This is a genomic window from Pseudomonas sp. PDM20 (assembly GCF_014852575.3).
GTDB lineage: Bacteria > Pseudomonadota > Gammaproteobacteria > Pseudomonadales > Pseudomonadaceae > Pseudomonas.
In genome coordinates, this window is the sequence record NZ_CM181224.1 from 5,809,349 (window position 1) to 5,829,647 (window position 20,299).

Genomic DNA, 20,299 nt, shown 5'->3' on the forward strand with positions numbered 1-20,299 from the left:
CCTTTTTCCGCTTTCCACAGGAGCCCTCCAGATGAAAGACACACAGGCCGCCATCGCCAGAGAACTCAACGTGCAGCCGCCCTTCCAGTCCGACGCCGAGCTGCAGGCCGAGATCCAGCGGCGCGTGCGCTTCATCCAGGACTGCCTGCAGGGTTCGGGGATGAAGACCCTGGTGCTGGGCATCAGCGGCGGCGTCGACTCGCTCACCGCCGGCATGCTCTGCCAGCGCGCCGTGGAGGGCCTGCGCGCCGAGACCGGCAACCAGGACTACCGCTTCCTCGCCGTGCGCCTGCCGTACAACGTGCAGGGCGACGAGCAGGATGCCCAGGATTCGGTGGACGTCATCGCCCCCGACGAGCGCCATACCGTGAACATCGGCCCGTCCGTGCAGGCGCTGGCCGCCGAGACCCAGGCACTGGAAGGCCTGGCACCGGCCACTCGCGACTTCGCCCTGGGCAACACCAAGGCACGCATCCGCATGGTCGCCCAGTACACCATCGCCAACGCCCGCGCCGGCCTGGTGGTCGGCACCGACCACGCCGCCGAGGCGGTGATGGGCTTCTTCACCAAGTTCGGCGACGGCGCCTGCGACCTCGCCCCGCTCACCGGCCTGGTGAAGAACCAGGTGCGCAGCATCGCCCGCAGCCTCGGCGCGCCGGAGCATCTGGTGGAGAAGGTGCCGACCGCCGACCTCGAGGACCTCGCCCCCGGCAAGCCGGACGAGCACGCTCACGGCGTGACCTACAAGGAGATCGATGCCTTCCTGCACGGTCAGGACGTTGGCCAGGAGGCCTTCGACATCATCGTCCGTACCTTCGAGAAGACCCGTCACAAGCGCGCACTGCCCACCGCGCCGTAAGCGAACGGCAGCCGTTGGCGCGGGAGAAGTCCCGCGCCAACGAGTTCAGGGGTTCAGTGCTGGGGAATGACGTAGCGCCAGATGGCGATGAAGTGCAGCAGGCTGCCGGCGATCACGAACAGGTGCCAGATGCCATGCCAGTGGCGGAAGCGGCTGTCGTAGGCGAAGAAGATGATGCCGATGGTGTAGAAAGCCCCGCCGCCCACCAACCAGGCGAAACCTGCGCCGCCCAGCGCGCGGTACAGCGGCCCGACCGCGATCAGCACGATCCAGCCCATCACCGCGTAGATGATGATCGACAGCACCCGCGCCTCGGAGCGCGGCTTGATCTCCTGCAGCATGCCGATCACCGCCATCGACCAGACGATGCCGAACAGCGTCCAGCCCCAGGGGCCCTTCAGCGTCACCAGGCAGAACGGCGTGTAGCTCCCGGCGATCAGCAGGTAGATCGACAGGTGATCGAGCTTGCGCAGGATCACCTTCGCCCGCCCGCGCACGCTGTGGTAAAGCGTCGAGATGCTGTAGAGCATCGTCAGCGTGGTGCCGTACACCGCCACGCTGACGATGCGCAGCGGCTCGCCCACCAGGCTGGTGGCCACCAGCAGCCAGATGCCGCCCACCAGCGCCAGCACGGCGCCAATCAGGTGAGTCCAGGCGTTGAAGCGTTCACCGTGGTACATGTGTCCCCCGTTGCAATTTCAACCACGCCCACACCCTACCCTGCTTGCGTGAAATAAAAAGCCCGACCATGGGTCGGGCTTTTCGGATCACACGCTTTCGAGCGAAAGCGGGATCACTTCACCGCCAGGGTGCCCTTCATCATGGCCGAGTGGCCCGGGAAGGAGCAGAAGAAGGCGTATTCATCGCCAGCCTTCAGCTTGGAGACGTCGAAGGTCACCGAATCCTTCTCGCCGGAGCCGATGATCTTGGTGTGGGCGATCACGCGGGTGTCGCCGTCCTTGACGTAGTTCTTGTCCAGACCGGCGGCCATTCCGTCGGTCACTACGCCCTGCATGTCGGCGGCAGTGGTCAGGACCCAGTTATGGCCCATCACGTTCTTCGGCAGGCTGCCCGGGTGGGACAGGTTCACGGTGAAGGTCTTGCAGCTCTTGTCGACGCTGATGGCGTTGGTGCTGAACTGCATCTGGTCGTTGCCCTGGATGTCCACGGAGCATTCGGCGGCCAGCAGCGGGGCACTGAACAGGCCAAGCAGGGATACAGCGGCGAGTTTACGGAACATGACATGCCTCCTAGGCAGGTTGGGCGGAGAATCCTGAAGGGGAAGACTGCCCGAACGCGATCGGGGTTCCCCTGATCTGCATCAATGGCCTTCGGCCACGAGCGAAGCTTGGAACTGTCTATCAGGTCGATCAGCAGGATCAACGAGGCAGATCAGCGCACCCCGCCTAGCATAGACGCCATCCCCCGGCCCCACAGGAGTTCGCGCCATGCACCGTCTTGCACTGTTACAAAGCCCGCTGCTACAGAACCTGCTCGCCTGCTACGCACTCGGCGCAACCGCCGGTGGCTGCCTGGACGACTGAATTCGGCTTGGTCGCTTTCCTCGCAGTCGGTAACCTGACGGCCTGCAAAACCAGGCCAGCAAAACGAGGACAGCTCCATGACCTTGCGTTCCATCTGCGTATTCTGCGGCGCCAGCCCCGGCGCCACCCCGATCTACCAGGAAGCCGCCGAAGCCCTCGGCCGACATCTCGCTGAAAACGGTATCCAGCTGGTCTATGGCGGCGGCGCCGTGGGCCTGATGGGCATGGTCGCCAATGCCGCGCTGGCCGCTGGCGGCGAAGTCATCGGCATCATCCCGCAGAGCCTGAAAGACGCCGAAGTCGGCCACAGCGGCCTGACCCGCCTGGAAGTGGTGGACGGCATGCACGCGCGCAAGGCCCGCATGGCCGAGCTGAGCGACGCCTTCATCGCCCTGCCGGGCGGCCTGGGTACCCTGGAAGAGCTGTTCGAGGTCTGGACCTGGGGCCAGCTGGGCTACCACGCCAAGCCGCTGGGACTGCTGGAAGTGAACGGCTTCTTCGACCCGCTGCTGACCTTCCTCGACCATCTGGTGCAGGAGCGCTTCGTGCGCCAGCCGCACCGCGACATGCTGCAGCGTGCCGCCTCGCCCGCCGAGCTGGTCAGCGCCCTGGCCGCCTGGAAGCCCCTGGCCGCGCCCAAGTGGGTCGACCGCACGCCGACCTGACGTACGCCTACCAGCAGCGCTCCGTGGCCGCGCCACGGAGCCCGCTGCTAGCCAGCGTCAGCACTCCGCAGGCATCCCCCGCCATCGCCCCGAGCGGCTCGGCCTGCAGGACATAACCCGACTCCTCCGGACCACTGGCGAAACTCAGGCGGTAGAAGGCCTTCCCTGCATCGCGTGGCGACTGGTCGAACGGCAGCGTTACGCCGACGTAGGTGCCGCGGCTGGTGTAGAAGCGCTCCAGCGACTGCGCCAGCTCCACCAGCGACTTCTGCGCGTCCACCCGGCGCACCCGTTGGATATGATCCTGGTACGCCGGCAGGGCAATACCCAGCAGGATACCGATCAGGGCCAGGCAGACCAGCAGCTCCACCAGCGTGAAACCGCCGGCGCGCCTGTTCGGCGATGTCATTTCAACGAGACTCCCACCAGGCCTTGCGCCCGAAGTCACGGAGCAGATCCAGCGCCTGCCCCTGCGGACGGCCATCGCGATCCACCCCCAGGATGTGCAGGCCACCGGCCGGATCGGATTGCAGCAGCGCGCCGCTGGACTGCTGCGCTGTGTCGCTGCCCGCCAATACGGCGCTCGGCAGACCGCCCACCAGCCGCTCGCCGCTGCCGCTATCCAGCACGACCCAAGCGTGAGCGAGCGGATCGCTGCAGGGGTCCTCTCCCGGTGCGATCAGGTTGAACAACACCAGCCTGCCGTCACGAACCTGCGGCTGCTCCACCACGCGCCAACCAACGGCCGACAGGTCGAGATACCAGCCACGACCACCGTCCTTTCCGGGCACCGGCAGGAGCTCTGACCGCCCAACCAAGACCCGCCCGTCGTCGAGCACGCCATAAAGACTTTCAGTCCTCGCCGTGGGCTCGTCGTCACCCACACGGTAGAAGCGCCCGGTGCCGAGCAACACTCGCACCTGTCCACTGCGGTCCAGAGCTGCCGCAACAGGCGCAGTGATTGCCTGCGAATGCCCGTCCGGCGCCAGCGTCCGGAACAACGGTTTGCCGGCCAGCGACGATGGAATCGCCGAGTCGCCACCCGCATCGCCCGCCAGATCCACACGCCAGAGATTCCCGAGGCTGTCGCCCACATAGAGGCGGTTGGCGGTCACCCCGCCCACACTGCTGATCGCCGTCACCGGCCCCAGGTCACCGGCCTCGGGCAGGTGGATGCGCTTGAGCACACGACCATCCGCGGCATCGAGCAGCCAGATGTCCCCGCCACGGTATTCCGGGTCCCTGGCGCCGGAGGAAACCGCCACGACGAACCTTCCCGATCCGAGCGCCATGAGTGCTGGCCGCCCCAGCGTGTAGCCGAGGTCGGGGTGGCTGAACTCCCAGAGCACGCTGCTCGACTGGACGTGTTCTGGGTCGGTCACGTCCAGCGCGAACAGGCCGTTGCCGCCTGCTCCGGTGCTGCCCACCAACAGGGTTCGCCACTCTCCGCCGATCCAGGCATTGCCCACCATGGGCGACCCATCGACGTAAAAGCGATGGGCATAGCCGGGGTCGGCCAACTCGCGAAGGTGGCCCAGCACCGCCGCCGGCACATAGGCGAACAACTCACGCCCATCGCGCGCATCGAAGCCATGCAGCATGCCGTCATTCGCGCCCACCGCCACCAGCGGCGCACGCCGCTGGTATTGCTCGCTGGCAAGGAACTCCCGGTAGCCAGTACCCAGCGGCTTGGGCAGCTCGCCGTAAGGCTGCGGGTCGTGCCAGGAATAGACCGGGCGCGAGCCAACGATGTCGCCCAGCCGGCTGCTGCGCAGGCGGAAAGGCAACGCACTGCGGGGCTCGCTCCGCTCCTGCAGGCGCGACCCGCGAAGGTAGTCGACCAGCGACTCGCCCTGCTCGCCCCCCAGCCTGCGGCGCTGTTCGTCATCCAGGGCACTCCAGGCGAAGGGCATGCCTGCGCGCGCGATCAGCGATCCGTCTGCCCCTGCCCCGGCGGGCCGCACAGTGAGAATGTTCCGTCCGGCCACTTGCGCTTCGCTCTGCTCGTCCAGCTTCCGGGCGGCCGACCACCGCGGCAGCCGCTCGCCTTCGCGCCATAGTTGCAGGTCACCGCTCCAGCGCCGCCCGGCCAGCTGGGTACTGAACCACTCGCCGGGGTTCTGGCCAGCACTGAAGTTGCCGGTGCTCCTCGGCTCATCGTCGGCTGCTTGGGCGAACGCCTGTTTCAGTTCATCGCGCAGCGGGTCAGGGTCGGCGAGTTTCAGCAGGTTGAGCGGCCAGCCGTCCACGCCCTGCCACGCGCTTTCCGGCAGCGGTGATGCGCGCACAAAGGAATAGCCGCGCGGGATGGCAAAGCCGCCGTACTGGGTCGCCAGCCACAGGGAGCTGCCCGGCCCGGCCACTTCGCGGGAAGACGCCAGCCAGTAGGTGGCAGCGCTCTGCCGGCCGGGGAGGTCCGGGCGCAAATCGCGCACATGGGCGTCATAGGCCAGGCCTGCCAGTGCGAGCGAAGCGGCGGAGCCTGCGCCGCCCTGCATGGCCGTCACCTGCTGCGTCGCCTGGGCAATCGCTGGATCGCCAAGACGCGGCAAACTCACGCCGGCCTCGCCCTCACCCGCGCCGCCAATCCCGAGCACGACGTTGCGCTGGCAGGCGTAGGTGAGCGGGTCCGCATGATCTCCCTGATGGCGCAGGTAGCCTGTGGCGGCTTGGAGCAGCTCGCCCAGGTCATCGAATGGCAGGAACGACGAGGACTCGCCGAAACGGTTGAGAGCGGCGATCACTCCAGCCGGCCGGTCGATGAAGATTCCGGACTGCGCCGACCACTCTTTCAGCGGGTTATCCCGTCCATCATCCAGCCACGGCCCGACGAATTTCTGCGGCGCGCGCAGCACCACTCCCGTTTCGCGATCAGACCGGCCGAAGAGGCTGAAGCGCAGGCGACCGGCATATTCCTGCAGTACGCCCTCAGGCTTGGAATGCTCGCCATAAGGCCGGCAATTACGCTCCAACTGGCCGGCAACGCAGACCTGTACGCGCACCGCGATCCGGTAGGTCGTCGCAGGCAAAAGCGGCTCTGCGGGCGGCAGCTCCTGCGGCTCGCCGGGAAAGTCCGGGCTGCGACTCAGCAAAAGGCCGCGCTCCTCTCCTGCAACACGCAGGTACAGCGTTACGCCGGAGAATGGCGTGGCACCCGCGACGCTGTCGAAAGGCAGAAGGCGATCCGGGAAGGCGCCGTCCCGTTGCAGATTCCGCCCCTTCTGCAACACCGTCAGTCCGGCACTGTCGATAAGGCGATCGCCGCCGGTCAGCACGGCGCGATACACATCGATGGCCTGTGCCGTCGCCCAGTTGAGGAAGTTGCCGCTCCAGGCCCGCCGGCAGACATGGGCCAGCGCCGGGCCGACGGGCTGGAAATAGCGCTCCGTCTCGTCTTTGCCAGCACGGTAGGCGTAGCACTTGTCCGGGTCGAAGTAACCGAAGTACTGCTCGCCGGTGACATAGACCGGGTTTGGATTGGCTGCCGCCGCCGTCGCCCCGTGGGCCGAAGATGGCAACAACAGGATACTGCCCGGAGCACCACTGGCGACCTGCAGCGGCACCTGACTGACCGGCGCAGCCGACAGTACGCCCGCCAGCATGGCGCCCAGCATCAGGGAACAGAGTCTTCCGAGCCTCACTAGCACCTCCTTGCTGCGCGCTAACGGATGAAAAAGATGCTGCTCAGCCGGACGCTGGAAACCGGCTCCCCCGAAGGCTGGCGACGCGCACCAAAGCCTTCGGCGCGCACCTCGATGGCTACACCATTGGCCGCGCCGCCCTTGCCGACTTCCAGCCCCTCGCTGGACAGCCAGCGCAGGAAGCGCAGCCGATAAACCGGCTGCGCCGCACTGCCGGAAAAACCGCCAGCCACTCCTTCGGCAGCCTCGACAGAGGCCAGGGGGCCGTCGTGCCGATAGCGTTCCAGCGCCGCTATTTCGCCTGCGCGCAGCGCCGCTTCTGCTGCCTGGAAGGCGACCTGCCGATCACGCAGGTTGCCGGCCATGCGTTCTTCCAACTGCACCATGCGCATGCTCGCCAGGCCGATAAGGGTGAGCAGCAACAACATGACCAGCGAGACCAGCAGCACCGCCCCGCGCTCGAACTCATGGCGCATCGACGAGCCCCCGTTCACGGCGAGGGATTGCGTAGCGCGATGGTGCTGCTCATCACCAGCCGCAGCCTTCGCTCCGCGTTCGGCGGGAGGGTGCGGCCGTCGAACTGCAGCGCCTTGGGTGCCTCGTCGACCTCACGGGTCTGACTCTGCAGCAGCAGGCTGATGCGTACCGTGCGTACCCGACGCCAGTCGCTGGCGGTCATTTCCCGCGCCGCCTTGTAGGCCGCCACCACTTCGCTGCCCACTCCCGCCACGCCGTAGCGCAGGCTCATGCCGGCGACGCCGTTTACCAGTTCTTCGGTGTTCGGTTTGAAGGAGGTCTGGCTGTTGTCCGTTACGAACAGTCCCGGCGTCCCGTCGACGCCACGGCCGACCCAATAGATGGCATAGCGGTACGGGTAAACCCGCGTCGCGGCAGCCAGGAAATGCTCCAGTGAACGATCCGCCAACAGGCTCGCCGCGTTCCCGGCATTGCGCAGCAGCAGGCAGGCTTGCTGATCACTGAGTAGATAGAAAGCCCCGGCGACCGCACTCGATGAGGTGAGGATCACCCGGTTTTCGCTGATCGAGCGTGCATCGAGAACAGGATCGGACGCAGAGCGCAGCAGCACGGCATCGGTGTTCGTCAGACGCCCGGAAGGTACCCAGGCGGACACCGCCATTCCCGAGCCGTACCCTTCGATTGGCGAACGCTCCAGGGCGTACTGCGCGTCATCGATGCCACTGGCATTGACCAGCCCACCGGTACAGGCGCCTGAGAACCCGGCATTGCGCAGGTCCCGCGCAATGGCCTCCAGCGCGAAGCGGCCAGTCTCCTGCAACTCGGCCAGCGCGACGCTGCTCTGATAGCTGCGCTTGCTGCCGAGGACGACCTGGATGACGCCCGCCAGGAGCAGCAGCCCGAGCGCCATGGCCACCAGCAGCTCGACCAGCGAAAGTCCGCGCTGGCGCATGTCAGAGGCCTGTCCGGTAGGTGAAGGTTTCCCAGGCATTGCCAGCCTCCCCCAGACGCTCGCGCGCCCCTCGGTCGTCCCAGCGCACGGCGATCACCGCGCTGTACTGGTCACCGCTGTGGACCACCTGCACGGAACCGCTACCCGACCCACGGAGCGTCTCGCAGACATCTGCCTGCCACTGGCCGAGATCGAGTTGCGCCCGCGTCGAGCCAGCGCTTTTCGGGCATCCGGCGGCCACGTCGAGGAAGTTCGTGTCGTAGGCGCCCGCGCGGGCGGCGTCTGAATTCGCGCGCAGCAGGTCGGCCATCTCGCTGGCCAGCCAGGACGCCTGGGAACGTTGCAGCGCGCCGTAGCCGGCGCGAATAGCGACGTTCTGCAGACCCGCCAGCCCCAGCAGTCCAATCCCGAGGACAAGCACCGAGACCAGCACTTCCACCAGGGTGAATCCTTCGCTGCGCTTGTCGCCAACCATGTTGATCGCCCTGCCGCCGAGGAATGAGCCTCAAGGGTGCAAGGAGCGGCGTGAGGCGGTCAGCCAGACATTTGCTGGGAGATCGAAGGGAAAAGTCCGCCAGCCGGAGAGGATCAGGCGTGCAGCTAGGAAGGCGTCCGAAGTACCGCGCCACTCATCCGTGCCGGGGAGCCATCGGTCCCGGCGAGGTTGTTCGCGCCGGGATTCTCGCTGGGAAAAGAAAAGGCCACCTTGCGGTGGCCCTTGCAGGAGCGGGAGCCGTCAGCTGTTCGCCGACTGCTGCACGATCACCGTCTGCGCCGGCATCGGTGCCGGGAAGTCGGTGCCCAGGGCTTCCTTGATGGTGCGGTTGGTGTCGAAGTAGACCTGCCAGTAGTTGTCGTTGTGGCAGTACGGACGCACTGCCAGCACCGGGCCGACGAGGTTGAACTCGAGGATTTCCACATCCACCGGCGGGTCGGTCAGCACATTCGGGATTGCCGCGATGCGCTGTTTGAGCACCGCGACAGCAGCTGCATAGTCGGCGGCGCCGGAGAGCTGCGCCTTGAGTTCCACGCGGCGGAAGGTGTTGTGGCTGAAGTTCTGGATGGTGTCGCTGAAGATCTTGTTGTTGCCCACCAGGGTCAGGACGTTGTCCGGGGTGTTGATGGCGGTGGCGAACAGGCCGATCTCCTTCACGGTGCCGGTCACGCCGCCGGCGGAGACGAAGTCGCCGACCTTGAACGGCCGCAGCACAATGATGAAGCCACCGGCCGCGAGGTTCGCCAGCAGGCCCGACCAGGCCATGCCGATGGCCAGGCCGATGGCGGCGATCAGTGCGGCGAGGCTGGTGGTCTGCACGCCGAAGTAGCCGAGGATGCCGACGACCAGAAGGATGTTCAGGGTGACGGTGATGAAGGAGCCGACGTAGCGCAGCACCGTCGGATCGACGCTCTGCCTGGCCAGGGCCTTCTCCACCAACCCGACGGCGAAGCCGATCAGCCAGCGGCCGAGTACCCAGAAGAGGATGGCGACGATGATCTTCACACCGAATGCGAGCGCGTACTGCGAAACCGTCGCCCACAGTGCGTTGATCTTCTCCGTACCCACATTGATGATGTTCGTATCTTCCATGGAAGCGCACCTGCGAGAGAAAGGGACCAGATGAACGCTAGCACGGCCCCAGCCGTTTGCTCGTCGCAGCGCGCAGCCCAGAGCCCTGGCGGGCTCCGGGCGCTATTGCACTAGCAGTCGCCGGGCAGCGAGGCGATCCAGCGATTGAGCATTTCCAGCCCCTCGCGGTGCACCAGGGTACGACCCAGCTCGGGCATCATGTCGCCCGGCTTGTCGCTGCCGACCCGGTAGCTGAGCACGGACTTCTCCGGGCTGCCGGGGTGGATGTCTTCCAGCCGCCCGCCCGTGCCGCCGCCCGCTGCCACCGGGGGCTTGCAGATGCCGTAGGCGATGGAGACCGGCGTGTGCGGGTCGAGGTAGAGGCCCGAAGTGCGCGCCGCGCCCTTGGGGTTGTGGCAGTGCGAGCAGTTGGCGTCGAGGTAGCTGCGCGCCTGTTTCTCCAGGTCTTCGCCGGGGCGCGGATGCCCCCACAGCGCGTTCTGCGGCACTTGCGCCAGCGCTGGCAGGCCCTTGAGGAAGCCGCGCGCCTGCCAGTGCTGCAACTGGTTGTCGCTGCCTTCGGCGTAGGCGAAGTCCTTGTTCAGGTGCCGCGCCTTGGGCCCCAGCGGGGCGATGCCGCCGCCCTTCTGCTCGGCGTGGCATTCGGAGCACTGGTTGGCGTCCGGCACCATGTAGGTGAAGGCGGTCTTCTTGCCGTCCTCGGCGGTCAGCTCCAGCGCCGGGCTGTCGCCAGCGACCTCCAGGGTCGCTTCGCTCTGCTCGGCATTCCACACGTAGGGCAGTGCCGCCCAGCCGTCCTTCTGCCGCACCAGCACGCGGGTCTCCACCAGATGAACCTTGGCCATGTCGAGCCCGGCCTTCGGATCACGGTCGTCCTGGCTGTTCTGCAGCAGGTTGCCCTGGGCGTCCTTGGGGTAATAGAAGGTCTTGGTCAGGACGGTACCGACGGGGTAGTCGAAGCGGTCCTCGGCGTACTGCGCCGACTGTCCTTCGGGCATCCATACGGTGCGCAGTTTGTGTGCGTAGTCGGTGAACAGCGAGGTGTTCAGGTCATAGGGCAGCACCTCGGCGGCCGGCGCCAGGTGGCCGTCCGCCAGGTGCAGCATGCCCCAGCCGCTGAGCTTTTCCGGGTAGTCGTCGCCTTCGGGCTGGTAACGCGGCTTGCTCTCCTGCCCGCACCCGGCCACCAAGGTGGCCAGGGCGAGCGACAACAGGAACGAAGCGGGTTTCATCATGCCTTGTTGCCCTTTTCACCCAGGCCGGCCTGCTCGATCTTCGGCAGAGGCTTGAGCTTGCACTGGTGCGAGCTGATGTCGGTGCTGATGTTCTTGTAGCCGTTGGGGCCGTCGACGTTGACGATGCCGGCGCTGCCGTTGTCGATGCAGATGGCCAGGGCTTCGGGCAGCTTGCCGTCGACCAGTTTCTTCTCGTTGAAGTAGCCGTCCCAGAGGATGTCCGGCAGGCGCCCGGTGAGGCCGAACTTGGCGACCTTGAGCGCTTTCAGCTCCAGGTGGTCGGGGCTGTCGCCACCGGGGCCGAAGGTGTTGCCGTGGATGAAGATGCCCTCGGGATAGGGGTCGAAGTTCGGCTGGGTGGCCTTCTCCGAATAGTTGGTGCTGAAGTAGCTGCTGATGATGACGTTGGCGGTTTTGTGGTTGCCGATCTTGTTGTTGAAGATCTCCACGTCGTCGTTGGAATTCACCACCACGCCCGAGCCCGCCGGCACGCTGGCCACCGGCGTGCCCTTGTGGCCGAAGTTCTCGTGGTTGTTGCCCTGCACGTCGTTGTCGAAGACGCGGGTGCCGCGCCCCGGCTGCTGCAGGTTGGGCATGTTGAAGACGAGGATGCCGCCGGTGTTGTCGGTGGCGACGTTGTTGTAGACGTCGGCGCCGATGGTGTTCTCGATCTCGATGCCGGCGACGTTGCGCTCGGCGCGGTTGTTGCGCACTACCACGTTACGCGACTGGCCGACGTAGATGCCCGAGTCGGAGGCGCCGATGGCGACGTTGCCTTCGAGCAGGGTGTTCTCGGTCTGCACCGGGTAGATGCCGTAGCCGCCATTCTCGGTGGAGGCGCCGTTGGTCCACTCGGTGCGGATGTTGCGGATGACGATGTTCTTGCCGCCGATGACCTTCAGGCCGTCGCCCTTGGTGTCCTCGATGGCGAGATTCTCCAGGGTGAAGTCGGAGGCGTCGACGAACAGCCCTTCGGCGCCGGCCTTCTGGTTCTTGAAGCTCAAGATGGTCTTGTCCATCCCGGCGCCCCGGATGGTCACGCCGTCCACCTTCAGGCTGAGGCTGCGGTCCAGGTGGTAGGTGCCGGCGGGAATGTCGATGACATCGCCAGCCTTGGCCTTGATCAGGCGGGCCTGCAAGTCCTTCTGGAAGTCGCTGCTGACGGCGGCGGTAGGCTTGTCGCCTTCGCCGCAGGCGGCCAGGGCAACGGAGAATGCGAGAAGGGAGAGAGTGGCGAGACGCATGGCGGGCTCCGGTCTTGTTCTTATGATATGGAACTATCGTACCAACTGATCCGGAGAATACTCCTACATCCCGCGCCACGCCAGCCCTTCAGACACATCGCACTTTGATTGATTGGCGTCACGGTTTCATGGTGGCGGATCGGGATGATCTGCGCTTCCACCCCAAGGAGTACACGGATGAGCTTCATGCCCTGGAACGACGAGTTCGTGATCGGAATCGAGCGGATCGATGAACAGCACCGCTGGCTGGTCGACCTCACCAACGCGCTGTACGACAGCCTCAACGGCGCCGACGGCGAGGGCCAGCCCATCGGCGAGCTGCTGGAGCAACTGGTGGAGTACACGATGAACCACTTCATCGTCGAGGAGGTGTTGTTCCAGCGCCTGGGCTACCCGGACGAGGAAGCGCACCGCGCCGAGCACGACCGCTTCAACCGGCAGATCATCGACCTGCTGTACCGTCATGAGGATGGCGAGGCGGTCTCGGTCGAGGCGCTGGAGCTGCTCAAGGCCTGGCTGATCCACCACATTCTCAAGGTGGACAAGGCTTACGTGAGCTTCTTCCAGCAAAAAGGCGTGACCGCATAGCGGGCACGCCTTTTTTCACAGCACGGGCAGACGGATCAGCGCGGGATATTCGGCTGCCGCTTGGTGGTGCGTTTCTTGCCCTTGGCGTAGCCGGTGGCCTTGCCTTCCTCGGTCTTGTTCCACGGCTTGGAGCCATTGCTGGCGCGCGGCGGCAGGCCGGTGTGCTGGGTCAGCAGCGGCTGGCCGGCCTTCTTGCTGCCGGCCGGGGTGGAGTTCTTGCGGCGCGCGCTCTGGTACTCGTCGGTCTGCGGCTGGTAGGTCGGGATCAGGTGGTGCTTGCCGTTGCCGATCAGGTCGGCGCGGCCCATGCGCTCCAGCGCTTCGCGCAGCATCGGCCAGCCCTTCGGGTCGTGGTAGCGCAGGAAGGCCTTGTGCAGGCGGCGCTGCTGGTCGCTCTTGACGATGGTCACGCTGTCGCTCTTGTAGGTGACCTTGCGCAGCGGGTTCTTGCCCGAGTGGTACATGGCGGTCGCGCTGGCCATGGGCGAGGGATAGAACGCCTGCACCTGGTCCGCGCGGAAGCCGTTGCGCTTGAGCCACAGGGCGAGGTTCATCATGTCCTCGTCGGTGGTGCCCGGGTGCGCCGCGATGAAGTACGGGATCAGGTACTGCTCCTTGCCCGCCTCCTTGGAGAACTTCTCGAACATGCGCTTGAAGGTGTCGTAGGTGCCGATGCCCGGCTTCATCATCTTCGACAGCGGGCCTTCCTCGGTGTGCTCCGGCGCGATCTTCAGGTAGCCGCCGACGTGGTGCGTCACCAGTTCCTTGACGTACTCGGGCGACTGCACGGCGAGGTCGTAACGCAGGCCGGAGGCGATCAGGATCTTCTTCACGCCCGGCAGGGCGCGGGCCTTGCGGTACAGCTCGATGAGCGAGGAGTGGTCGGTGTTGAGGTTCTCGCAGATGCCCGGCCACACGCAGGACGGCTTGCGGCAGTGACGCTCGATCTCCGGGTCCTTGCAGGCGATGCGGTACATGTTGGCAGTCGGGCCGCCGAGGTCGGAGACCACACCGGTGAAGCCCGGCACCTTACGCATCTCCTCGATCTCGGCGAGGATCGATTCGTGGGAGCGGTTCTGGATGATCCGCCCCTCGTGCTCGGTGATCGAGCAGAAGGTGCAGCCACCGAAGCAGCCCCGCATGATGTTCACCGAGAAACGGATCATCTCGTAGGCCGGGATCTTCTCCTTGCCGTACAGCGGGTGCGGCACGCGCGCATAGGGCATGCCGAACACGTAGTCCATTTCCTCGGTGCTCATCGGGATGGGCGGCGGGTTGAACCACACGTCCACCTCGCCATGCTTCTGCACCAGGGCGCGGGCGTTGCCCGGGTTGGTCTCCAGGTGCAGCACGCGGTTGGCGTGGGCATAGAGCACCGCGTCGCTGCGCACCTTCTCGAACGATGGCAGGCGGATCACCGTGCGATCGCGCTCCAGGCGCGGGTGTGCCAGCAGCTGCACGACCTTGGCTTCGTTCGGGTCTTCCTGCTCGCCCTTCTCCTGCTCGATGGCGCAGGCGGCGGTGTCCTGGGTGTTCACGTACGGGTTGATGATCTTGTCGACCTTGCCCGGACGGTCGATGCGGGTGGAGTCCACCTCGAACCAGCCTTCGGGGGTGTCGCGGCGCACAAAGGCGGTGCCGCGCACGTCGGTGATCTCCTCGACCGTCTCGCCGGAAGCCAGGCGCTGGGCGATCTCCACCACGGCGCGTTCGGCGTTGCCGTACAGCAGGATGTCGGCAGTGGCGTCCATCAGGATGGAGCGACGCACCTTGTCCTGCCAGTAGTCGTAGTGGGCGATGCGGCGCAGCGAAGCCTCGATGCCGCCGAGGATCACCGGGGTCTCGCTGTAGGCCTCCTTGCAACGCTGGCTGTAGACCAGGCTGGCGCGATCAGGGCGCTTGCCGGCCAGGCCGCCCGGCGTATAGGCGTCATCGCTGCGGATCTTCTTGTCCGCGGTATAGCGGTTGATCATCGAGTCCATGTTGCCTGCCGCCACGCCGAAGAACAGGTTCGGCTGGCCGAGCTTCATGAAGTCGTCTTTCGAGCGCCAGTCCGGCTGGGCAATGATGCCCACGCGGAAGCCCTGGGCCTCCAGCAGACGGCCGATGATGGCCATGCCGAACGACGGATGGTCAACGTAGGCATCCCCGGTGACGATGATGATGTCGCAGGAATCCCAACCCAGCTGATCCATCTCTTCCTTGCTCATGGGCAGGAACGGCGCCGGGCCGAAACACTCGGCCCAGAACTTGGGATAGTCGAACAACGGCTTGGCGGCTTGCATCACGGGCACCGGGGTATCTCTAAGTAGGTATCGCGGAAAAACGCGGGCGCGGAATATAGCACAAAAAGTGTACAACACCCGACCAGTGAACTCAGATTTAACTGGGATTTAGCCGGCGCACGGTAGATTGCAAGTGCCATCATCTGGCTATACTCCAGCCACTATCCGCAGTCAGCCTGGCCACCCCTCCCAGGCCAGGGAGTACCTGTCGTGCGTCGTGCCTTCGTGCTGTTGCTTACCCTGCTGTTCTGCCACACGGCGCTAGCCTTCGAACTGGACGACAAGGCCAGCGGTGCCTGGCTCAACGATCACCTCGAACTGCTGCAGGAACGTGATGGCCCGCTGTCGCTGGAAGCCGTGCAGGCCAGCCGCGATTTCGTGCCTGCCAACGGCCGCACCAGCGTCGGCCAGAGCCCGGACGGCTGGTGGCTGCGCCTGGACCTCGACCGCCGCACCACCCCGCAGGGCGGCTGGTGGCTGGAAGTGGACGCGGTCAACCTCAAGGATTTTCGTCTCTACGTACCCGACGAACGGGGCATCTACCGGGAAACGCTGTCCGGTGAGGCCGTGCCCTTCGCCCAGGGCCGCGACCGCGACTACCGCCGCCCGGTCTTCCATCTGCCCGAAGGCAGCGGTCCGGTGCGCCTCTACGCCCGCGTCTACGATCCGGCCGGCAACTCCTTCCCGCTGCGCATCTGGTCGCTGAACGACCTGCAGGACCACCGCGCCGATACCAGCCTGTTTCTCGGTTTCATCTACGGCCTGATCGCCGCGCTGCTGCTGTACAACCTGTTCATCCTGCTGACCCTGCGCGACCCGGCGTACTTCTGGTACGTGCTGACCACCGCCAGCGCGCTGCTGTTCAGCCTGGGGATGAGCGGGCACGGCTTCGAGTACTTCTGGCCGGACCACCCGGTGCCCTGGTGGCTGGACCGCATCACCCTGCCCTCGCTCTGGGGCCTGTGCGTGCATCGCTTCACCATCACCCTGCTGCAGACCCGCCGCCATGTGCGCTGGTCGCACTGGCTGCTGAACCTGAACTGCGCGCTGTATGTGCTGACCATCGTCCTCGGCGCCCTGCACCTGCGTGGCGTGGCCGGCTGGATGCTGGTGGCGATCACCTTGATCGGCGTACCGGCGGCGCTCGGCGGCGCCCTGGTGCGCTGGCGCCAGGGCTCGTTCCCGGCGTTCCTCTACCTGCTCGGCTTCGGCCTGGTGCTGACCAGCGTGAGCATTTCAGTGCTGCGCGCCACCGGCGTGGTGCAACCTTCGCCGCTGACCTCGTACATCTTCCCCATTGCCGTGGCCATGGAGTCGGTGCTGTTTTCCTTCGCCCTCACCTCGCGCATCCAGGGCCTCAAGCGCGAGCGCGCCCAGGCGCTGGAACAGGCCGACCGGGAGAAAAGCGCGCGCCTGACGCTGATGCAAAGCGCCCAGCAGGACCTGGCGACCGCCGTGGCCGAGCGCACCGCCGAACTCACCCAGAGCAACCAACTGCTGCGCGAGCGTGAAGTACAGCTGCAGCACGCCGCGCACTACGACACGCTGACCGGCCTGCCGAACCGCCGCTACCTGGTGGAGCACGCCGAACACGCCCTGGCCAGCGCCCAGCAGAACGGCGAGACACTGGCGCTGATGCTGATCGACCTGGACCACTTCAAGCCGATCAACGACAGCTACGGCCATGACGCCGGGGACTTCATGCTGCAGAACGTCGGCAATCGCCTGCGCCAGTGCGTGCGCGGCAGCGACTGCGTGGCGCGCCTGGGCGGCGACGAATTCGCGGCGCTGATCTCCGGCCCGGATGCCGAGAGCCACGCCAAGGAGATCGCCTGCCGCATCCTCAACGAACTGGCGCGCCCGGTGAGGTTCGAAACGCTGGAACTGCGCGTCACGCCGAGCATCGGCGTGGCCATCTACCCCAGCCATGCGATGCAGTTCAGCAAGCTCTACAAGGCCGCCGACCAGGTGCTCTACGAAGTGAAGGGCAACGGGCGCGCGGCCTATGCCATGGCCAGCGAAGCCGCTGGCGAAACCAGCGAGCTCTGGCCGGAAAAAGAATGGCTGGAAAGCGAATGGCTGGAGAGCGAAGACCGCGCCTGATCAGTTGCGGTAGCGGCGCGGCACGCGAGCAGTGACCTTGGTCAGCAGCTCGTAGCCGATGGTCCCGGCGTGGGCCGCCACTTCATCCACTGGCAGGTTGGCGCCCCACAGCTCGACGCGGTCGCCCACGGCGGCATTGGGCAGGTCGGTCAGGTCCACCGCCAGCATGTCCATGGACACGCGCCCGGCCAGCACCGTGCGCTGGCCATCCACCAGCACCGGCGTACCGCTCGGCGCGTGGCGTGGATAACCATCGGCATACCCGCAGCTCACGGTGCCGATGCGCGAAGGCCGCTCGGCCACCCAGGTTGCCCCGTAACCAACACTCTCACCGACCGCCACTTCGCGCACGGCAATCAGCTGCGCCTCGAGGCTCATGGCCGGGCGCAGGCCCAGCTCGGCAGCACCGATATCGGCGAAGGGCGTGGCGCCGTAGAGCATGATGCCGGGGCGAATCCAGTCCATGTGCGCGGCGGGAATGGTCAGCACCGCGGCGGAGTTGGCCAGCGAGCGCAGGTCGAAATCCAGGTCCAGCACACTGAGGAAGCAGGCCACCTGATCTTCGGTCAGCTCGTCGCCGCGCAGGTCGGCGTTGGCGAAGTGGCTCATCAGGTTCAGCTCGGCCACCTGCGGCACCTGGCGCAGGCGCGGATGCCAGTCGCGCAGCTCTTCGGGCGAGAAGCCCAGGCGGTGCATGCCGGTATCCAGCTTCATCCACACATTGAGCGCGCTGGGCAACTGCGCGGCGAGCAATGCCTGGGCCTGCTCGGGGCCTTGCACCGCCACGTCCAGGCGTAGCTGGGCGGCGATCAGGTATTCCGAGGGTTCGAAGCAGCCCTCCAGCAGCAGGATGCGGGCGCCGGCGTGCAGCGCGCGCACCTCGGCGGCCTCTTCCAGGCAGGCCACCGCAAAGCCGTCGGCCTCGTCGTGCAGGCAGCTCACCACCTCCCGCGCGCCATGCCCGTAGGCATTCGCCTTGACCACCGCGAAGGCTTCACGCCCGGGCGCGCAGCGCTTGGCGACGGCGTAGTTGTGGCGAATGGCGGCTAGATCGACGTGGGCGACGAGCGGGCGCATGGCTGTCTCTGCAATGAAAACGGGCGCCTATCTTAAGGCGCCCGTCGGTCACGCGGAATGCGGCATCGTTACTCGTCTTCGAAGTTGTACATGCCGGGGGCGAGGTTCTCGAAGCGGCTGTAGCGGCCGAGGAAGGCCACCCGCACGGTGCCGATGGGGCCGTTACGCTGCTTGCCGAGGATGATCTCGGCGACGCCCTTGAACTCGGTCTCGGGGTGATACACCTCGTCGCGGTAGACGAACATGATCACGTCGGCGTCCTGCTCGATCGCTCCGGATTCACGCAGGTCGGAGTTCACCGGGCGCTTGTTGGGGCGCTGTTCCAGCGAGCGGTTGAGCTGGGAGAGCGCTACCACCGGGCAGTTGAATTCCTTCGCCAGCGCCTTCAGCGAGCGGGAAATCTCGGAAATCTCGTTGGTCCGGTTGTCGCCAGCGGAACCGGGGATCTGCATCAGCTGCAGGTAGTCGACCATGATCATGCCGATCTCGCCGTGCTCGCGGGAGAGGCGGCGGGTACGCGCACGCATTTCCGAGGGCGAGATGCCGGCGGTGTCATCGATGAACAGCTTGCGGTCGCTGAGCAGGTTCACCGCCGAGGTCAGGCGCGGCCAATCCTCGTCGTCCAGCTTGCCGGTACGCACCTTGGTCTGGTCGATGCGACCGAGCGAGGCGAGCATACGCATCACGATGGAATCGGAGGGCATCTCCAGGGAGTACACCAGGATCGCCTTGTCGCTGCGCATCAGGGCGTTCTCCACCAGGTTCATGGCGAAGGTGGTCTTGCCCATCGACGGACGGCCGGCAACGATGATCAGGTCGGACGGCTGCAGGCCACTGGTCTTCTCGTCGAGGTCGGTGAAGCCGGTGGTGATGCCGGTCAGCGCATCCGAGGTGTTGAACAGGTGGTCGATGCGGTCGATGGTCTTGACCAGGATGTCGCCGATGCCCACCGGGCCGCCGGTCTTGGGGCGCGCTTCGGCGATCTCGAAGATCCGCCGCTCGGCTTCGTCGAGCACTTCGTTGGCGCTGCGCCCCTCGGGGTTGAAGGCACTGTCGGCGATATCGCTGCTGATGCCGATCAGCTGCCGCAACGTGGCGCGCTCGCGGATGATGTTCGCGTAGGCCTTGATGTTCGCCACCGAGGGCGTGTTCTTCGCCAGCTCGGCAAGGTACGCGAGGCCGCCCACCTGGGACAGTTGCCCTTCGCGCTCGAGCATCTCGGACAGGGTCACCACGTCGATCGGCTGGTTGGCTTCGGCGAGCTTGTAGACGGCGCGGAAGATCAGGCGATGGTCATGGCGGTAGAAGTCGCCATCGGACACGGCGTCGGAGACGCGCTCCCATGCATTGTTGTCGAGCATCAGGCCACCCAGCACCGCCTGTTCGGCTTCGATCGAGTGCGGCGGCACCTTGAGGGAAGCGGTCTGCAGGTCGTATTGCTCGGGGATGGTGATGTCGTTCATGGGCTCTTCGTGTTGTGTGAAACGGCGGAAAAACAAAGGGCACGGACCGAGGATCGGTACCGTGCCCATTGTTATTGGACTGATTCACCCAGGCAAGCCGTGTGAATCGTCCTAGCGACGGATCGCTTACTCGGCGACTACAACCACGTGCAGGGTTGCATCAACATCCATGTGCAGTTGCACTTCGATGTTGTATTCGCCTACAGCGCGCAGGGCGCCGTCGGGCAGGCGAACTTCGCTCTTTTCCAGCGGGTAGCCGGCAGCCGAAACGGCGTCGGCGATGTCGCGGGTGCCGATCGAACCGAACAGCTTGCCTTCGTCGCCAGCGTGGGCGCCGATGGTCACGATCAGTTCGGCCAGTTGGGCAGCACGAGCTTCAGCAGCAGCTTTTTTCTCAGCAGCGGCTTTTTCCAGCTCTGCACGGCGCTCTTCGAAAGCAGCGACGTTGGCAGCGGTGGCAGCGGTGGCTTTGCCCTGCGGCAGCAGGTAGTTACGAGCGTAACCGCCCTTTACGTTCAGCTTGTCGCCCAGGTTGCCCAGTTTGGCGATCTTTTCCAGCAGGATGACTTCCATTTGAG

At 65.8% G+C, this 20,299-nt stretch carries 18 protein-coding genes; 4 read left to right on the forward strand and 14 right to left on the reverse strand.

Features of this window, described 5'->3' with window-relative positions:
• The first annotated feature begins 31 nt into the window (after positions 1-31).
• The gene (nadE, locus tag IB261_RS26805; protein ID WP_192383745.1) at positions 32-859 is read left to right on the forward strand and encodes an NAD(+) synthase; all 828 of its coding nucleotides are present in this window, start codon (positions 32-34) and stop codon (positions 857-859) included.
• 53 nt (positions 860-912) lie between these two features.
• Here nadE and trhA read toward each other — a convergent pair whose 3' ends face one another.
• Together trhA and azu are read right to left on the reverse strand one after the other, a co-directional pair.
• Positions 913-1,539 (reverse strand): PAQR family membrane homeostasis protein TrhA, encoded by a 627-nt coding sequence (gene trhA / locus IB261_RS26810; protein ID WP_138214059.1) that lies wholly within the window; start codon positions 1,537-1,539, stop codon positions 913-915.
• Positions 1,540-1,652: 113 nt separating this feature from the next.
• Positions 1,653-2,099 (reverse strand): azurin, encoded by a 447-nt coding sequence (gene azu / locus IB261_RS26815; RefSeq protein ID WP_081515554.1) that lies wholly within the window; start codon positions 2,097-2,099, stop codon positions 1,653-1,655.
• A gap of 381 nt (positions 2,100-2,480) precedes the next feature.
• Here azu and IB261_RS26820 point away from each other — a divergent pair, with 381 nt between their 5' ends.
• Complete coding sequence (locus tag IB261_RS26820; RefSeq protein ID WP_192225241.1) at positions 2,481-3,068, forward strand: cytokinin riboside 5'-monophosphate phosphoribohydrolase; 588 nt, start codon at positions 2,481-2,483, stop codon at positions 3,066-3,068.
• 7 nt (positions 3,069-3,075) lie between these two features.
• Here IB261_RS26820 and IB261_RS26825 read toward each other — a convergent pair whose 3' ends face one another.
• From IB261_RS26825 to IB261_RS26860, 8 genes are all read right to left on the reverse strand, one after another.
• Positions 3,076-3,477: a type IV pilin protein gene (locus IB261_RS26825; protein WP_192225240.1), complete on the reverse strand. Its 402-nt coding sequence runs from the start codon at positions 3,475-3,477 to the stop codon at positions 3,076-3,078.
• 1 nt (position 3,478) lies between these two features.
• Entirely contained in the window at positions 3,479-6,682 is a 3,204-nt protein-coding gene (locus IB261_RS26830) for a pilus assembly protein (RefSeq protein WP_192383744.1), read from the reverse strand.
• Between the two features lie 47 nt (positions 6,683-6,729).
• Positions 6,730-7,158 carry a pilus assembly PilX family protein gene (locus IB261_RS26835; RefSeq protein ID WP_427871334.1) on the reverse strand — a complete coding sequence of 143 codons (429 nt, stop codon included), beginning with the start codon at positions 7,156-7,158 and terminating at the stop codon, positions 6,730-6,732.
• Between the two features lie 41 nt (positions 7,159-7,199).
• Positions 7,200-8,138, reverse strand: coding sequence for a PilW family protein (locus tag IB261_RS26840; RefSeq protein WP_192383742.1), 939 nt, complete (start codon positions 8,136-8,138; stop codon positions 7,200-7,202).
• 1 nt (position 8,139) lies between these two features.
• Positions 8,140-8,613, reverse strand: a complete 474-nt coding sequence (pilV, locus tag IB261_RS26845; RefSeq protein ID WP_192383741.1) for a type IV pilus modification protein PilV — start codon at positions 8,611-8,613, stop codon at positions 8,140-8,142.
• A 261-nt stretch (positions 8,614-8,874) separates the two neighbouring features.
• Positions 8,875-9,726, reverse strand: a complete 852-nt coding sequence (locus tag IB261_RS26850; RefSeq protein WP_081515548.1) for a mechanosensitive ion channel family protein — start codon at positions 9,724-9,726, stop codon at positions 8,875-8,877.
• A 110-nt stretch (positions 9,727-9,836) separates the two neighbouring features.
• The gene (locus IB261_RS26855) at positions 9,837-10,961 is read right to left on the reverse strand and encodes an SO2930 family diheme c-type cytochrome (protein WP_412548401.1); all 1,125 of its coding nucleotides are present in this window, start codon (positions 10,959-10,961) and stop codon (positions 9,837-9,839) included.
• Positions 10,958-12,205 (reverse strand): parallel beta-helix domain-containing protein, encoded by a 1,248-nt coding sequence (locus tag IB261_RS26860; RefSeq protein WP_081515546.1) that lies wholly within the window; start codon positions 12,203-12,205, stop codon positions 10,958-10,960. Before IB261_RS26860 ends, IB261_RS26855 begins: the two co-directional genes overlap by 4 nt.
• A gap of 177 nt (positions 12,206-12,382) precedes the next feature.
• Here IB261_RS26860 and IB261_RS26865 point away from each other — a divergent pair, with 177 nt between their 5' ends.
• Complete coding sequence (locus IB261_RS26865) at positions 12,383-12,793, forward strand: bacteriohemerythrin (RefSeq protein WP_081515545.1); 411 nt, start codon at positions 12,383-12,385, stop codon at positions 12,791-12,793.
• A 35-nt stretch (positions 12,794-12,828) separates the two neighbouring features.
• Here IB261_RS26865 and IB261_RS26870 read toward each other — a convergent pair whose 3' ends face one another.
• Positions 12,829-15,078, reverse strand: coding sequence for a YgiQ family radical SAM protein (locus IB261_RS26870; RefSeq protein WP_192383740.1), 2,250 nt, complete (start codon positions 15,076-15,078; stop codon positions 12,829-12,831).
• A gap of 210 nt (positions 15,079-15,288) precedes the next feature.
• Here IB261_RS26870 and IB261_RS26875 point away from each other — a divergent pair, with 210 nt between their 5' ends.
• On the forward strand, positions 15,289-17,181 hold the full coding sequence (locus IB261_RS26875) for a diguanylate cyclase domain-containing protein (protein WP_192383739.1): 1,893 nt from the start codon (positions 15,289-15,291) through the stop codon (positions 17,179-17,181).
• On the opposite strand, the gene alr is transcribed toward IB261_RS26875, so the two are convergent.
• The 3 genes from alr to rplI form a co-directional block, all read right to left on the reverse strand.
• Positions 17,182-18,258, reverse strand: a complete 1,077-nt coding sequence (gene alr / locus IB261_RS26880) for an alanine racemase (RefSeq protein WP_151188490.1) — start codon at positions 18,256-18,258, stop codon at positions 17,182-17,184.
• A 68-nt stretch (positions 18,259-18,326) separates the two neighbouring features.
• On the reverse strand, positions 18,327-19,721 hold the full coding sequence (gene dnaB, locus IB261_RS26885) for a replicative DNA helicase (protein WP_081515541.1): 1,395 nt from the start codon (positions 19,719-19,721) through the stop codon (positions 18,327-18,329).
• A 126-nt stretch (positions 19,722-19,847) separates the two neighbouring features.
• Positions 19,848-20,294 (reverse strand): 50S ribosomal protein L9, encoded by a 447-nt coding sequence (gene rplI, locus IB261_RS26890; protein ID WP_015479134.1) that lies wholly within the window; start codon positions 20,292-20,294, stop codon positions 19,848-19,850.
• Positions 20,295-20,299: the final 5 nt, after the last annotated feature.

What these genes read in the sequence shown, in the direction of transcription:
- nadE (WP_192383745.1), top strand. Translation starts at nt 32, where the DNA reads ATGAAAGACACACAGGCCGCCATCGCCAGAGAACTCAACGTGCAGCCG.
- trhA (WP_138214059.1), bottom strand. Translation starts at nt 1,539, where the DNA reads ATGTACCACGGTGAACGCTTCAACGCCTGGACTCACCTGATTGGCGCC.
- azu (WP_081515554.1), bottom strand. Translation starts at nt 2,099, where the DNA reads ATGTTCCGTAAACTCGCCGCTGTATCCCTGCTTGGCCTGTTCAGTGCC.
- IB261_RS26820 (WP_192225241.1), top strand. Translation starts at nt 2,481, where the DNA reads ATGACCTTGCGTTCCATCTGCGTATTCTGCGGCGCCAGCCCCGGCGCC.
- IB261_RS26825 (WP_192225240.1), bottom strand. Translation starts at nt 3,477, where the DNA reads ATGACATCGCCGAACAGGCGCGCCGGCGGTTTCACGCTGGTGGAGCTG.
- IB261_RS26830 (WP_192383744.1), bottom strand. Translation starts at nt 6,682, where the DNA reads ATGCTGGGCGCCATGCTGGCGGGCGTACTGTCGGCTGCGCCGGTCAGT.
- IB261_RS26840 (WP_192383742.1), bottom strand. Translation starts at nt 8,138, where the DNA reads ATGCGCCAGCGCGGACTTTCGCTGGTCGAGCTGCTGGTGGCCATGGCG.
- pilV (WP_192383741.1), bottom strand. Translation starts at nt 8,613, where the DNA reads ATGGTTGGCGACAAGCGCAGCGAAGGATTCACCCTGGTGGAAGTGCTG.
- IB261_RS26850 (WP_081515548.1), bottom strand. Translation starts at nt 9,726, where the DNA reads ATGGAAGATACGAACATCATCAATGTGGGTACGGAGAAGATCAACGCA.
- IB261_RS26855 (WP_412548401.1), bottom strand. Translation starts at nt 10,961, where the DNA reads ATGATGAAACCCGCTTCGTTCCTGTTGTCGCTCGCCCTGGCCACCTTG.
- IB261_RS26860 (WP_081515546.1), bottom strand. Translation starts at nt 12,205, where the DNA reads ATGCGTCTCGCCACTCTCTCCCTTCTCGCATTCTCCGTTGCCCTGGCC.
- IB261_RS26865 (WP_081515545.1), top strand. Translation starts at nt 12,383, where the DNA reads ATGAGCTTCATGCCCTGGAACGACGAGTTCGTGATCGGAATCGAGCGG.
- IB261_RS26870 (WP_192383740.1), bottom strand. Translation starts at nt 15,078, where the DNA reads ATGCAAGCCGCCAAGCCGTTGTTCGACTATCCCAAGTTCTGGGCCGAG.
- alr (WP_151188490.1), bottom strand. Translation starts at nt 18,258, where the DNA reads ATGCGCCCGCTCGTCGCCCACGTCGATCTAGCCGCCATTCGCCACAAC.
- dnaB (WP_081515541.1), bottom strand. Translation starts at nt 19,721, where the DNA reads ATGAACGACATCACCATCCCCGAGCAATACGACCTGCAGACCGCTTCC.
- rplI (WP_015479134.1), bottom strand. Translation starts at nt 20,294, where the DNA reads ATGGAAGTCATCCTGCTGGAAAAGATCGCCAAACTGGGCAACCTGGGC.